Here is a 14,363-nt window from a genome sequence, read left to right as displayed (position 1 = left end):
GAGGAGTTTCATGCCACGATGGGCTGCCATAAAGTATTTAGGAATGGCAGTGATGCAGTTTCTTCCCCTGGAATTATTGTTTTTGTAATCCGCTGCGGTATTGCCAATTTCCAATAACAATAAATAATAATAAAAATCATTCTGATAATTATATATTCAGACTCCGCCTGACTTGAAAAGGCACTTATCCACATAAAACTAGGAAAGGAAGTAATGATGAAGAAGTTATCTTTAGCTTCATTGGTTTTATTATCAGTTTCGGGTGTTAGTTTTGCTGCCGGTGAAAATGTAGTTGGTTTTTCTACCCATCCAGCTTTGGTTAATGTAGGGCCTTCTGTATATACAGGACCTACCCATGGTGCTGCAAATGAGCCTGGTATTGGCGTCTATTCGGTTGGGAGTGGCGCCAGAATCAATGCCCATGTTCTATATGACACTCTGCGCACCTCTATAGATAGCAACGGTATCGCCACGATTTCCGGCGGTACAGGCAGCCACGCCGGCATGGGAACTTGGGCTCTCGGAAGAGTGACTGGTAGCGACAGCAACAGAGTCTATTTTGGCGTATGGGAAGGTGTTTCACCATCCAATTCTTCTGTTCCTGCCTATGCTGCATATGTAGTGGGCGACAATGTTACACGTAGCCTAGATGCCGTAAAGGGCAATAACTATAACTATGCTACGCAAGGGGTAGGACAAGGAAATGAATATTACACTGGCACATTGACGGCAAATTTCAATGCTGCAGGTACTGGCGGAACTCTTAGTGGCAGTATTGCCAGCTCTAGCAACACTATTGCTCTTGATAGTTCAACGATTATATATGTTGCTGGTTCGGGAAGTGCGGCCACTGCCAGATTCATTGGTACAGCAAATAACATTGACTATGAGGTTAATGGCTTCTTTTACGGGAATAGTGCACAAGCGTTGGCAGGGACGGCAGATCACCTGACAGATGCAAGCAAGAGCGTCGGCTTTGCTGGCACGCGTTAATTGAGTCTCTAACTATGAAAGAAAGTACAAGCCTTCGGGCTTGTACTTTTTTGTTTCATATTGTTGTGCCAGACGAGGTGAACATTTGAAAGCCCTTCTATTCCCTCTGATTGTCCTTTGTCTATCATCCACGGCATGGGCCAACGATTTCTTCGATAATAGTGCCAACCAATGGCAATTCAACGACCAGGCGCGCGAACGGCTGGATAATCGCCGTAACCAGCCTACGCTTGAGGAGCAGATTCAGGCAGAGCCTGCGATTATGCTAGGTGATGATCAAAACAGCACCGCAACATTGGCGCAGGAAATTTTCGTCCAGATCAACCAGCAGAACTGGGTCAAGGTCAAGCAACTGCTAAGCTATTACCTGGTTTCCCCGCACCGCGACCCCAGCCTGGTGGCGTATGCAGAGGCTAATCTAGCTGAAGCGCAGGGCAACCTGTCCCTGGCATTGGAGAAATACGAGCGGACATTGTCGTATCTTCCGGATTTCACGCGCGGCAAGATGGATTATGCGCGAGCCTTGTTCAAGAATGGCGAGGACAAGGAGGCCAAACAGATTTTTCTTTCCGTCATGACGCCCGATCTCCCCTTGCCGGTGCAGCATAATCTCAATTTATACCTAGATGCGCTTGAAAGGCGCAACGAGTGGAAGTTTTATGCCGCGCTGGATTATTTCAAGGATGACAATATCAACCTGACTTCCGGGGCGTCGCTCTGTCTGCTCTCAATCAGCAGTGATCTATGTGCGGCCCGATGGTCTGCGCCAGGGGCATTGCCGAGCCATGGAGTGAACTATACGTTCACTGCGGAGAAATTCACGCCCTTAAAAGGCCGCCATGGGTTGATGTTCCGCTCGCTGGTCTATGGTTCGGACTATACGCAGGATAATCTGTACAACATCGGGATGGCGAACATGGCGCTTGGCTATGCTTATCGCACGCCCAACCATCGCTTGTTTATCGCCCCCACCTTTGAAGCCTATTGGCAGAGCAACCGCAGACTCTACACCGCAGGCGGCATGATGGCGGAGCTGCGTAGCCAGTTGACGCCGAGGTGGCAGAATACCTTCAGCATCAACTGGCAGGATATCCAGTATGTGAGGGAGGAGGAAAGGGACAACGACGCCAAGCAATATTTGGTGACGCTGAACCAGTTATATGCGTTATCCGACAAGACATTGCTGTTCGGCGGTGTGGACTATATCCGTCGTAAGCTGGATCCTTTCCCCATGGCGAGCTTCGAGCGTTCTGGTGTGCGGGTGGGGATGTTTCATACTGTTAGCTCATGGTTTGACGTGACCATGTCAGCCTCCAGGCGCTGGCGGAAATATGATGAATACAATCCGATATACGGCGGGTTGCGCCAGGACACCGAGGATTTCTACAGCCTGGCATTGGGGTTCCCCCGTTTGCAGGTGCAAGGTGTCAAGCCTTCACTGTATGTGCAGCATTTCGATACTGACAGTAGCTTACCGCTGTTTTTCTCCTATCGCCGGACGCAGGCCGGGATCAGGATGGAGAAGTCGTTCTGAGCGCCAAGTGGTATGTCAAAGCTCTATCCTGGGCTTATGTGGCGCATTCCTGGTCAACCTATCCCACAACCAATGCGGAATGATGTGCAGGATGCGCGCTACCCAGCCCATCTGCCAGGGAATGACGACAAAGCGCTTGCGTCGGGAGATGGCGTGAGCGAACTTTGACGCGGCGATATCAACTTCCATGAGGAAAGGCATGCGGTAGCCATTGACATCGGTCATCGGGGTGCGGATGTAGCCGGGAGCGATGGTGGTGACGGCGATGCCGTCGTGCTGCATTTCGGTACGCAGGCTTTCAAGGTAGGTGATGGCGGCCGATTTCGAGGCGCTGTAGGCGCCCGCGCCGGGCAAGCCGCGTATCCCTGCGACGCTGGCGATACCGACCAGCTGGCCTCGTAGCCCGGATTCACGCATGGCAGCAATGAAAGGCTGGAAGGTGTGCAGCATGCCGAAGACATTGATCTCGAATATGGTATGAAATGCGGTGATATCTTCAGCCTCGGCACTCAGGGTGCCGCAGCTGACGCCTGCATTGGCAATCACGATATGCGGCACGCCGGCGGCCTGGATGAAAGCCTGCGCAGTGGCCTGCATGGCCTGGGCGTCACGTACGTCCGCTTGGTAAGGCAGGCATTGTCCATCGGGGAACTCGGCTGCAAGTTTGTACAATAAGTCCGTTCTGCGGGCAGTGACGCCGACGATGGCGCCTTGCCTGAGGTAGTGCCGGGCAAGAGCGAGACCGATGCCGCTGGAGGCACCGGTAATAAAAACCCGCTGGCCGGCAGCGGGTGCGTGCAGTATCGCCACAGGCAAAAATTACTTGGCGCCGCCGCTCTTTTCCTTGCGTACGTTCTCGATCAGATAGTCGGCTACCTTGAGCACATTCTGGTTGCCGCCTGCCATGGAGCTGGAGGTGATGTAGCGTCCATCGATGATGAGCGCAGGCACACCTGTGGCGCCGGAATCGCGGAAGGTATTCATGGCGCGTACGACATTGTTGTTGGTGGAGAAGGAGTTGAACGCTTCTTCCACTTTCTTGCGGTCCTGGCCGCCCTGCTTGGTGATCCAGTCGATCAGTTGCGCCTCCACGGCTGGGTTGATCGTGCGTGCCTTATGGATGGCGTCGAACAGCTGGGTATGCAGCTTCTCTGTCAAGTTGAGGGCTTCCAACGCATAAAACGCCTTGCCGGCTGGTGCCCAGTCGGGCCGGGGAACACCGGGAACGCGCTTGAAGTAGACATCTTCAGGTAGCTTCTTCACCCAGCTCGCCAGGCTTGGTTCCAGGTGATAGCAATGCGGACAACCGTACCAGAAAATTTCCAGCACTTCGATCTTGGCTGGGTTGTCGGTCTTGATGGTTTTTGCGGTCTGGTTGAAATCGTTACCCAGCTGCGGGTCCGCCAGGGCCGTTGCTGACACCAGCAGCATCAAGGCGGCGAGAAGCTTTTTCATATCATGTCCTTACAATCGAGTTGAAGTGGTTAACGTTTGGCAAGCCGGTCAGGATTACTGGCCAGGAGAGTTTACCTTGATCAAATCCGCCTTGAAGCCATTCTGCGCAAGATCAGACTTGGCGCTGTTGATTTGGTTCAGGTCGGCGAACGGGCCCACGCGAACGCGGTGCCACACACCCTTGCCGGGAATGGTCGCCGTTTGTACGATGGCTTCGATGCCCAACAGCGCCAGCTTGGCCTTCATGTTGTCGGCCTCCTGCTCTGTCTGGAATGCGCCAACTTGCAGGAAATAACTTTCCTGCGTCTGGGTTGGGGCCGGGGCGGCCTCCTTCTGCTTGATCTCCTGTTCCGTCACCTGGCTTTCAGTGCCGGGCAGAATGGTGTAGAAATCGAATCGTGGCTTTTCGCTGCCAGTCTGGCCTGCCGGCTTGGGCTCTGGCTTGGGCAAGGCGATTTCGTCCGGTTCCAGTTTAGGCCTGCCTGCCTTATCCGAGAAAGGGCTTTCGCTTTTCATGACGAAAATGGCGACAGCCACGGAAATGCCGACTCCCAATAGCAGGCCAACCAGTAAGCCGGTGAAAAACGGGCTACCCTTGCTGTTGCTGCTGGCGCTCGATTTGCGCTGCGCAGGCTTGTAATCTCGACTCACGATAATTCCTCTTCCTCTTTCATTCAGGTGCTGGCGAGCCTTGCTTGGAGGCCTGCCTAGCGACTTGACCCAGGTTGCGATGATTCCCCGTCAATGATCCGATGTTGTCATTCAGGCTACATTTTTTCTGGTGCGCTGACGCCAAGCAACTCCAGGCCGTTACGGAGCACCTGGCGCGTGACGCTGATCAATGCCATGCGCGCGGTGGTGACATCGGCATCTTCCACCAGGAATTTATGCGCGTTGTAATAACTGTGCAGGTCGCCGGCAAGATCCTTAAGATAGGTGGCCACCATGTGCGGCGCCAGTTCCTGCGCGGCATTGGCAACCAGCTCGGGAAATTCGCCCAGACGCTGCATCAGGATGGCTTCATGCTCGGTCTCCAGCAGGCTCAGGTCCGCCTGAGCCAGGCTGGCAACATCGCCGCCCCATTCACTCAATACGCTGCAGATGCGGGCATGGGCGTATTGTATGTAATACACCGGGTTGTCGTTGCTCTGCGCGCGTGCAAGGTCGATGTCGAACACCAGCTGCGAATCAGCGCGGCGAGCGGCCAGGAAATAGCGCGTGGCATCGCAGCCGACTTCTTCGATGAGGTCGCGCAACGTGACATAGCTACCCGCGCGCTTGGAGATCTTCACTTCCTCGCCGCCGCGCAATACGGTCACCATCTGGTGCAGCACGTATTCCGGCCACCCCTGCGGAATGCCGACATTGAGTGCCTGTAAGCCGGCGCGCACGCGGGTAATGGTGCTGTGATGGTCGGCGCCCTGCTCGTTGATCACACGCTCGAAACCGCGCTGCCATTTGTCGAGGTGATAGGCCACGTCGGGGACGAAGTAGGTATAGCCGCCCTCGCGCTTGCGCATGACGCGGTCCTTGTCGTCGCCGAAATCCGTGGTGCGCAGCCAGAGCGCTTCATCCTGCTCGTAGGTATGGCCGCTCCGGATCAGGCTTTCGACAGTGCTTTCCACCTTGCCTTCGCGGTAGAGGGCGGACTCGAGTGAAAAGACGTCGAAGTTGATCTTGAATGCCTTGAGGTCGAGGTCCTGCTCGTGGCGCAGGTAGGCCACGGCAAACTGACGGATTGCCTCGGCGTCTTCAGCATCGCCCTTGCCAGTGACGGCCTGGTCATCAGCGATGACGGTTTCCCTTGCCATGTAGGCGGCGGCGACATCGGCGATGTAGTCGCCACGGTAGCCGTTTTCCGGCCAGGCGGCATCACCGGGGGTGATGCCCTTGCAGCGCGCCTGCACCGATACGGTGAGGTTGTCGATCTGCGCGCCCGCATCGTTGTAATAAAACTCACGTGTGACCGCCCAGCCGTTGGCGGCGAGCAGTCGAGCGAGACAGTCGCCGACTGCGGCGCCTCGGCCATGGCCGACGTGCAGCGGGCCGGTCGGGTTGGCGGAAACGAACTCCACCTGCACCTTGCGCGATTGCCCTGAGTCATTGGTGCCGTATTTCTCCCCCTGGCGCTGGATCTCCCGCACGACTGCCTGCTTGGCGGACGGGCTCAGGTAGAAATTGATGAAGCCGGCGCCTGCGATTTCGACCTTTTCAACGTATTCGGAGGCTGGCAATGCCTTGATCAGGGATTCCGCAATCGCACGCGGGTTCTGGCGCAAGGGCTTGGCCAGCGTCATGGCCAGGTTGGTGGAAAAATCCCCGTGCTGCGTGTTCTTGGGACGTTCAAGCTGGATGGCGGAAATGGCCGCACCGGCATCAAGGCTGTTTGCTGCGACCTGCAGTAATTCGGTAAGATGTGCTTTCAAGGCGAGCGACAAACGTGAATAAAAGCATTATTTTAACCTACTGCAAGCTTGCACTGATATGCAATTGTCGAACTTCGTCATGGGAATGCCATGACTGAACCCCGCCAAGCGCATCGCCTGCATATTCTTAAAGTCGCGCTCGATGTTCCGCTGGATGGTGTGTTCGATTATCTTAGCGAGGCGCCCGTGCAGATTGGGCAACGCGTCGTGGTGCCGTTCGGCCCCCGCAGGCAGGTGGGCATCGTGGTCGACCTGGCCGACGCGAGCGATGTTGCGCCTGCCAAGCTCAAGTCCATCATCCAGTATTTCGATCAAGAGCCCGTGCTCGACGGCGAGTTTTTCTCACTGCTGAAATTCTGTGCCGATTACTACCAATACCCTTACGGACAGGCCTTGCTTTCGGCGTTGCCCGCGCGCCTGCGCCAGACCGAGCCGGCGCGGGCCAGGCAACAGTTCTGCTATTGGCTCAACTCCGCCGGCCAGGCTGCTGACATCAGTGCCATTCCCGTGCGGCAAGCAGTCCAGCGCCGCATATTCGCCGCATTGCGCGCGCATGGCCGCCTGAACGAGGCAGAGCTGGCAGAACTCAGCCCGGGCTGGCGCAAGGGATTGGCGGCGTTGCGTGAACGGGGCTGGATAGAAGAAGAGCAGGTCTATGCAGGCCTGGGCTCGACATTGCATGCTTCCAGCGTCCAGCCAGAGTTGAATGAAGAGCAAGTCCTGGCCGTACAGAGCATCCTGCAGTATCGGGATACCTTCAGGCCGTGGCTGCTGCACGGCATCACCGGCAGCGGCAAGACCGAGGTATACATCCGCCTGCTACAGGCAGTGCTGGAGGGTAATCAGGACCAGGCGTTGGTGCTGGTGCCGGAAATCAACCTTACCCCACAGCTGGAAGCACGCTTCCGTACGCGGTTGCCGCAATTCCCGCTGGTTACCCTCCACAGCAATCTCAGCGAGAGTGAGCGCTTGCAGAACTGGCGCCTGGCGCAGACTGGTGCGGCACGCATTGTCATCGGCACGCGCCTGTCGGTGTTCACCCCGCTGCCCGGGCTCAAATTCATGATCGTGGACGAGGAGCACGACACTTCCTACAAGCAGCAGGACGGCATGCGCTACCATGCCCGAGATGTGGCCCTGGTGCGCGCGCAACGCCGCAACATTCCCATCGTGCTGGGCTCGGCCACCCCCGCACTGGAAACCTGGCATAACGCCCGCAATGGGCGCTATGGCCTGCTCACCTTGCAGCAGCGGGCGGTGAGCCAATCCCAGCTGCCGCAAGTCAATTGCGTGGACGTTTCCAGGGTGCAGATGCAGGAAGGCTTGTCGCCGCAGCTGCTCAAGGCACTGAAAGTTCGGCTGGAGCGTGGTGAGCAGAGCCTGCTCTTCATCAATCGCCGCGGCTATGCGCCGGTGCTGCTGTGCAATGCCTGTCACTGGATTGCACCCTGCATGCGTTGCAGCAGTCGGCTGGTGGTCCACCTGCGCCAGGGATTCCTGCGCTGCCATCATTGTGGACATGAGCAGAACATCGTGCGGCAATGTCCGAGTTGCGGCAATGCCGACCTTCACCCCACGGGGAATGGCACGCAGCGCCTGGAGGAAACCCTGACCAGGCTGCTGCCTGAAGCCCGTGTATTGCGGGTTGACCGTGACAGTACGCGCCGCAAGCACGCATTGAGCGAGATGTTGTCTGCGGTCCATGTAGGCGAGGTGGATATCCTGGTGGGGACGCAAATGCTGGCGAAAGGCCACGATTTCCCCAACCTGACGCTGGTGGGCGTGCTCGATACCGACAGTGCCCTGTTCAGTCCTGATTTCCGTGCTGCCGAGCGCCTGTTTGCCCAGCTCATGCAGGTGGCGGGGCGGGCTGGCCGGGCGGATAAGCCAGGCGAGGTGCTGATCCAGACAAGTTTTCCCGAGCACCAGCTGTTCAATGCCCTGCGCGTCCAGGATTTTGCAGCCTACGCCGCCAGCCTGCTGCAGGAGCGGGAAGTTGCCCAGTTCCCTCCCTGCGAATTCCTGGCCTTGATCAAGGCCGAGGCCAATGAATATGGTCCCGTGCAGCGCTTCCTGCAGTTTGCTGCCGATAGCGCGCGAGCGCTAGGGACCGACGCATTGGTCTATGACCCGGTCCGACCACAAATGGAGCGCCTCAAAGGCATGGAACGCGGGCAGTTGCTGTTCCAGGCCGCGACCAGGCAAACCCTGCAGATAGTCCTCAGGCAATTGACGCCGCAGCTGCGTGCCCATCCACTCAGCAACAAGATACGCTGGGCGGTGGACGTGGATCCGCAGGAGTTCTAATTCATCTTCATCCGCGCTGGCATGCTGAATCGGCAATAAGGCTGCTTTATCAGGCCCGGCCAGAACACCGCACGGCAGTCAAACGAAGGCATTAAGCCAAGGCACGATGAGGTGTTGCGGTGGTTGGCTGGCGTCAGCCGACGCTAGCCTCAGTCGCTTACTCGGCTGGAAGCCCCGTCAATACGCGCGCGCACCACTGTGTTTGTGCAAGCCGGAGCGCTGCTGTCGATGGCCGCCTCAAACTGGGAAAGCTGCCTGGAAATCGGCGACAACCCCGCCTTCAACGGCACAGTAGTCGGCAGGGGCGGCTTCCTGGCTGCGAGGCACATGTACGTCGTTCACCTTGGCCTGGGGCAGGCGGATCAGGCTGAACGCCTCGCCAACCTTGAATGCGAGCTGCTGCGGCAACGCAGTGGTTAGTGCTTGCCGCATTTTTCGGGCTTGATGGTTTCGATTTCAGAGGCTACCCCTTTGTCATGCTCCACCTCGACGCAGGCGCCTACCACCAAGGGGCCCTGCTCCGGTTCAATGTCAGTTTTCTCGGTGACTTCCACTTGCTGCCCGCTGATGGTCCAGATGCCGAGATTGCCGGCTGGACGTTCTTCGATACGGCCGATAAATTCCTCGTCCGCCATGGCCGGCGTGCTGACCAGCAAGGTACTCACGGTGAGCAGGGATAGGGTGCTGAACAGGTTGCAAAGCTTCATGTTGTTATCCTTTTCTTGATGTTGAGCTTGGATGGAGCAAGCTTAACCATTGGGATAGCATTGCCCTATCAGTATCAGGCCGATCTTGGTGTAGGACGGCCTCCGAGGAGGACTGCATTGTGATCAGATGGGCTGGGTGCCGATTGCTTATCAAGCAAGAGGATTGAGCGCATACTTGTTCCCGTTCATTGATCCTAGGAGTCAATCGTGCAACTCAACCTGGAAAATAAATTGGCACTCGTGACCGCTTCTTCTGCCGGCATCGGCCTGGCCATCGCGAGGTCGCTGGCGCGGGAAGGGGCAAAAGTCATCATTAATGGCCGCAGTCAGGCCAGCGTGGACAAGGCCATCAGCCAGATCAGACAGGATGTGCCGCAGGCCGATCTGGTGGGGCTGGTAGCCGACAATGGCACTCTGGCAGGTACTCAGGCGACCATAGCGCAGTTTCCGCAAGTCGATATTCTGGTCAATAACCTAGGCATTTATGAAGCCGTCGGTTTTTTTGATGAGACGGATGCTGCCTGGCAGCATTTGTTTGAAGTCAATGTGATGAGCGGCGTCAGGCTCGCCAGGCATTACCTGGGCAAGATGCTCGAAAGCAAGGTGGGGCGCATCGTGTTCATCTCGAGTGAGTCAGGCGTGACGCCTGCGCCTGAGATGGCCCATTACAGCGCTACCAAGACCATGCAGTTGGGAATTTCACGATCCCTGGCTGAACTGACCAAGGAGACTGCCGTGACGGTGAACGCGGTGCTGCCTGGCCCTACTCGCACAGAAGGCGTGGAAAAATTCATCCAGGACATCTATCCAGATGTCAGCCTGGATGAAGCGGAAAGGAAATTCATTAGCGAGAACCGACCTGGCTCCTTGATCGGCAGGCTGATTGATCCGGCGGAAATCGGCGACATCGTGGCCTTTGTCTGCAGCGCGCGCGCTGCAGTGATTAACGGTGCCACCATCCGCGCAGAAGGCGGCTTGATCCGGTCTGCTTTCTAACGGGGCGCGTGCTTGCGCATGATGTTCAGCATAAAAATGCCCGGGTGTTGGCCCGGGCATTGATCAAGCGCTTAATACCAGCGCATTATTCCTGATGTTCGGCGGCAGCTTCACGTGCCTTTTCAATGGCGTCTTCGGCTGCGTCTTTTGCATCTTCCACGGCTTCTTCAGCCACATCGGCAGCATGTTCTGCATGGTCCTGAGCCTGCTCTACGGCCTCTGCGGCCGCCGCTTCGACGTTTTCTTCCTCCTTGTTGCTGCAGCCGCTCAATGCCAGGCTGGCGAGGAAAATGGCGAGGATGGATGTAGAGAGTAATTTCATTCTGGATCTCCTGTGAAAGTTATTGGGGAATACGTAAAGTCTGGCCTGGATAGATTTTATCCGGATGCGTCAGCATGGGTTTGTTTGCCTCGAAAATCTTCATGTAGGCATTGGCATCGCCGTAATGCTGCTTGGCGATTTTGGACAGGGTGTCGCCGCGTACCACGGTGTAGAACACGGGAGCGGTCTCGGCTGTCGTGACCTTGAGGTTGTCCACAACCTCGCTGACGCCATGGATGTTGCCGCAACAAAGCAGGATCTTTTCCTTGATTTCCTGGGTGGCGGCAGTGCCACTCACGGTGACTTTGCCAGTGGCGCCGTCGAAATCCACTTGCAGTTCGTCAGCATCCAAATCCATTTTATGGATGTAGTTGAGGATGGCCTTGCTGGCCTCGGCATTGGCGGAGGCTACCGGATTCTCGGCCTTCGACTCTGGAGTAAGGTGAGTGCCGAACAGCTTCTCACCAGCGTCCTTGATGAAAGAAATCAAACCCATTTGCTTATCTCCTTGTTGTTATTGGGTAACGACAAATGAAACCTGTTCAAGGTTCATCTTACAACGTTATGGCTGATGGTGCAGCCGCAATTGTCATTTTTTGTCAACGATGGCTGCTTGAACGGCATTCAGAGATGGTATTTGCTGCTGATCGCGTGCACTGCCTTGATCATGGCCTCGGCATTTTCGTGCGGCGTGAACTGCGTAATGCCATGGCCGAGGTTGAATACATGGCCATTGCCGATACCGTAATCGGCGAGGATGCGCGCGACTTCCTTTTCCACGGCTTCAGGCGTGGAAAGCAGGATGGCGGGATCCATGTTGCCTTGCAGGGCAACCTTACTGCCCACGCGCTTACGCGCTTCACCCAGGGAGATCGTCCAATCCAGACCTAGCGCATCCGCACCGGTTTCCGCTTGGGATTCGAGCCAAAGCCCTCCGCCCTTGGTGAATACGATGCTGGGTACGACGCGGCCTTCGCTTTCCTTGGTCAGTCCGCTGACGATCTGCTGCATGTATTGCAGCGAAAACTCCTGGTAGGCGTAATGGGAAAGTGCGCCGCCCCAGGAATCGAATATCATCACGGCCTGTGCGCCGGCAGCAATCTGGGCATTGAGATAGGCGGTGACTGCCTGGGCGGTGACCGACAGGATGTGGTGCAGCAGGTCCGGTCTTGCGTAGGCCATCTGTTTGATCGTGAGGAAATCGGTGCCCCCGCGGCCTTCTACCATATACGTTGCCAGCGTCCAGGGGCTGCCGGAGAAACCGATCAGGGGGACGCGGCCATCCAATGCACGGCGGATCTGGCTTACTGCATCGGTGACATAGCGAAGCTCGCTGCCGATGTCAGGCACGGCAAGCTTGCGGATGTCGCTTTCCTCGCGCAGCGTGCGCTCGAACTTGGGTCCCTCGCCTTCCTCGAAATACAGCCCCAGGCCCATCGCATCGGGAATGGTCAGGATATCCGAGAACAGAATGGCGGCATCGAGCGGGAACCGGTCCAACGGCTGCAGCGTGACTTCGGTTGCCAGGTCCGTGTTCTTGCACAGATCCATGAAGCTGCCGGCCTTTTTGCGCGTTTCTCGGTATTCCGGCAGGTAGCGCCCCGCCTGGCGCATCATCCAGACTGGCGTGTATGGCGTGCGCTGGCGTTGCAGTGCACGGAGGAAAACATCATTTTTCAGTGAAGTCATTACGGCTGATCCTGTCATTCAAGGTTTTATTCTACTGACATTAAGCAAGGCAAGGGCTATTCACGGAGCTGTTGGGCGGCCGTATCGTGTCTGAAATAAGGCCGAAAGGACTTGTTCCGCCATGCGATCAGGAGAGGCTGTACCGTCGAGGCGCAATACTGGCAACGACTGTTTTGCAAGCCAGCTTTCGTGGCGAGCGAGATTCCGCCCTGTGTGGCTGGGGCCGGGAGACTCGTATTGCGATGCCCATTCGGTAAACGCGAGATGCGCTTCGTGCATATCTCCGCCCAGCGCTATCCTGTTGCCATAACGTTGCTTTTCGCGGTTTTTCAGCCTATCCATGCGCACTGCATGGGGCGTGACGATAAACACGATCAGGCTGGCATGCTCGATCAGGACATCGCCCCAGCCATCGAACGAACCGCTCAGAATCCATCCTTCGGTTCCCAATGCTTCCCGGATTAAGCTTACCCGCTCTTGCGGAGGGCGCTTGAGCGAAAAAGGCGGGTTGGTGGGTAGCCAGTAGAACTGGTCCACATCAATGTGCGGCAGGTCTAATTGTCGCGAAAGCATGGCGCCTAATGTCGTGACGCCAGCACAAGAGGCACCTGTGATATAAATGCGCGTCGGTTGGTGGCTCATTGATCATTGATACGGCTGAACACGCCTTGTGCTGAGACAATGGTTTGGCTGATATCCGCTTCGCTATGTGCGATCGAGACAAAGCCGGCTTCGAACGCCGATGGCGCCAGGTAAACGCCCGCCTCCAACATGCCATGGAAGAAGCGGTTGAATGCCTGCTTGTCCGATTGCATGACCTCGGCAAAGCTGGCAGGACATTCGGCGCTGAAATAGAGGCCGAACATGCCGCCTACGCTTTGTGCGCTGAACGTGACACCCGCATCGCGGGCTGCCCGGGCCAGGCCGTCGGTGAGCTGGCGCGTCTTCAGCGCGAGTTCTTCATGGAAGCCGGGACGCTGCAATTGCTTCAGCGTTGCCAGGCCGGCTGCAACCGCGACCGGGTTACCGGACAAGGTGCCGGCCTGGTATACCGGCCCCAGGGGCGCGAGGAAAGCCATGACGTCGGCACGGCCGCCGAAGGCGCCTACCGGCAGGCCGCCGCCGATCACCTTGCCGAGCGTAGTGAGGTCGGGCTTGATGCCGAACAATTGTTGTGCGCCGCCCAAGGCGACACGGAAACCGGTCATGACCTCGTCAAAAATCAACAGGGTGCCGGAATGGGTGCAGAGCGATCGCAATGCGCCAAGAAATTCCGGCGTGGGGCGTACCAGGTTCATGTTGCCTGCCACCGGCTCGAGGATGACGCAGGCGATTTCTTTGCCTAGTTCCTCGAATAGGTGTTCCAGGGCCTGTACATCGTTGTAGGGCAAGGTCAGCGTATGGGCAGCAAGTTCTGGCGGTACACCCGCAGAACTGGGCTGGCCGAAAGTGAGCGCTCCTGAACCTGCCTTGACCAAGAGGGAGTCGGCATGGCCGTGGTAGCAGCCTTCGAACTTGAGAATCTTGCTGCGGCTGGTGAAGCCGCGCGCCAGTCGGATGGCGCTCATGGTGGCCTCCGTGCCCGAGCTGACCAGTCGGACTTGCTCCATGCTGGGCACCAGTTGGGTAATCAGCTGCGCCATTTCCAGCTCCAGCGCGGTTGGCGCACCAAATGACAGGCTGTTGGCAGCGGTGGCCTGTACAGCGGCAATGACGTCAGGCTGGGCATGGCCAAGGATCATCGGCCCCCACGATCCGACATAATCAATATATTCCTTGCCGTCCTCATCCCACAAGCGAGCACCCAGGCCGCGCTTGAAGAACACCGGCGTGCCGCCTACCGAACCAAATGCGCGCACCGGCGAGTTGACGCCGCCCGGGATCAGGGTTTGGGATTGTTCGAATAATTGCTGGTTTCTGCTCATGGCCTGGCT

General features: G+C 57.1%; 15 protein-coding genes. 4 read left to right on the top strand and 11 right to left on the bottom strand.

Translation table 11 applies throughout. The features are described from left to right. Positions 1-213: 213 nt before the first annotated feature. Together MFLA_RS14755 and MFLA_RS13640 are read left to right on the top strand one after the other, a co-directional pair. Positions 214-993, top strand: coding sequence for a hypothetical protein (locus MFLA_RS14755; protein ID WP_011480894.1), 780 nt, complete (start codon positions 214-216; stop codon positions 991-993). 85 nt (positions 994-1,078) lie between these two features. Then, a complete protein-coding gene (locus MFLA_RS13640) occupies positions 1,079-2,527 on the top strand; it encodes a porin family protein (protein WP_011480893.1) in 1,449 nt (482 codons plus the stop codon). Positions 2,528-2,542: 15 nt separating this feature from the next. Here the strand turns inward: MFLA_RS13640 and MFLA_RS13635 are convergent, their stop codons facing one another. The 4 genes from MFLA_RS13635 to argS all read right to left on the bottom strand — a co-directional run bounded on the left by MFLA_RS13635 (position 2,543) and on the right by argS (position 6,408). Continuing rightward, positions 2,543-3,337, bottom strand: a complete 795-nt coding sequence (locus tag MFLA_RS13635) for an SDR family oxidoreductase (protein WP_011480892.1) — start codon at positions 3,335-3,337, stop codon at positions 2,543-2,545. A 9-nt stretch (positions 3,338-3,346) separates the two neighbouring features. Then, a complete protein-coding gene (locus MFLA_RS13630) occupies positions 3,347-3,982 on the bottom strand; it encodes a thiol:disulfide interchange protein DsbA/DsbL (protein WP_011480891.1) in 636 nt (211 codons plus the stop codon). A 54-nt stretch (positions 3,983-4,036) separates the two neighbouring features. After that, the gene (locus MFLA_RS13625; RefSeq protein ID WP_011480890.1) at positions 4,037-4,633 is read right to left on the bottom strand and encodes an SPOR domain-containing protein; all 597 of its coding nucleotides are present in this window, start codon (positions 4,631-4,633) and stop codon (positions 4,037-4,039) included. Positions 4,634-4,749: 116 nt separating this feature from the next. Further along, the gene (gene argS, locus MFLA_RS13620) at positions 4,750-6,408 is read right to left on the bottom strand and encodes an arginine--tRNA ligase (RefSeq protein WP_048812018.1); all 1,659 of its coding nucleotides are present in this window, start codon (positions 6,406-6,408) and stop codon (positions 4,750-4,752) included. A 90-nt stretch (positions 6,409-6,498) separates the two neighbouring features. Between argS and MFLA_RS13615 the strand changes: the two genes are divergently transcribed. Further along, on the top strand, positions 6,499-8,715 hold the full coding sequence (locus tag MFLA_RS13615; protein ID WP_011480888.1) for a primosomal protein N': 2,217 nt from the start codon (positions 6,499-6,501) through the stop codon (positions 8,713-8,715). Between the two features lie 237 nt (positions 8,716-8,952). On the opposite strand, the gene MFLA_RS14750 is transcribed toward MFLA_RS13615, so the two are convergent. Then, a complete protein-coding gene (locus MFLA_RS14750) occupies positions 8,953-9,147 on the bottom strand; it encodes a hypothetical protein (RefSeq protein ID WP_195742025.1) in 195 nt (64 codons plus the stop codon). Beyond that, on the bottom strand, positions 9,132-9,422 hold the full coding sequence (locus MFLA_RS13605; RefSeq protein WP_011480886.1) for a DUF5666 domain-containing protein: 291 nt from the start codon (positions 9,420-9,422) through the stop codon (positions 9,132-9,134). Before MFLA_RS13605 ends, MFLA_RS14750 begins: the two co-directional genes overlap by 16 nt. Positions 9,423-9,629: 207 nt before the next feature. On the opposite strand from MFLA_RS13605, the gene MFLA_RS13600 reads away from it, so the two are divergent. Beyond that, positions 9,630-10,418: an SDR family NAD(P)-dependent oxidoreductase gene (locus MFLA_RS13600; protein ID WP_011480885.1), complete on the top strand. Its 789-nt coding sequence runs from the start codon at positions 9,630-9,632 to the stop codon at positions 10,416-10,418. 85 nt (positions 10,419-10,503) lie between these two features. Here the strand turns inward: MFLA_RS13600 and MFLA_RS13595 are convergent, their stop codons facing one another. From MFLA_RS13595 to hemL, 5 genes are all read right to left on the bottom strand, one after another. Continuing rightward, positions 10,504-10,740 (bottom strand): hypothetical protein, encoded by a 237-nt coding sequence (locus MFLA_RS13595; protein WP_011480884.1) that lies wholly within the window; start codon positions 10,738-10,740, stop codon positions 10,504-10,506. A gap of 19 nt (positions 10,741-10,759) precedes the next feature. After that, complete coding sequence (gene lysM / locus MFLA_RS13590) at positions 10,760-11,236, bottom strand: peptidoglycan-binding protein LysM (protein ID WP_011480883.1); 477 nt, start codon at positions 11,234-11,236, stop codon at positions 10,760-10,762. 128 nt (positions 11,237-11,364) lie between these two features. Next, positions 11,365-12,429: a uroporphyrinogen decarboxylase gene (hemE, locus tag MFLA_RS13585; RefSeq protein ID WP_011480882.1), complete on the bottom strand. Its 1,065-nt coding sequence runs from the start codon at positions 12,427-12,429 to the stop codon at positions 11,365-11,367. 60 nt (positions 12,430-12,489) lie between these two features. Next, complete coding sequence (locus MFLA_RS13580; RefSeq protein ID WP_011480881.1) at positions 12,490-13,071, bottom strand: ATP-binding protein; 582 nt, start codon at positions 13,069-13,071, stop codon at positions 12,490-12,492. Further along, positions 13,068-14,354, bottom strand: coding sequence for a glutamate-1-semialdehyde 2,1-aminomutase (hemL, locus tag MFLA_RS13575; RefSeq protein ID WP_011480880.1), 1,287 nt, complete (start codon positions 14,352-14,354; stop codon positions 13,068-13,070). Before hemL ends, MFLA_RS13580 begins: the two co-directional genes overlap by 4 nt. Between the last annotated feature and the right edge of the window lie 9 nt (positions 14,355-14,363).

Origin of the sequence: Methylobacillus flagellatus KT (assembly GCF_000013705.1) — a bacterium.
Classification (GTDB): Bacteria; Pseudomonadota; Gammaproteobacteria; order Burkholderiales; family Methylophilaceae; genus Methylobacillus; species Methylobacillus flagellatus.
Note: the sequence above shows the minus strand (reverse complement) of the source record. Positions and strands in the feature narration are given on the sequence as shown.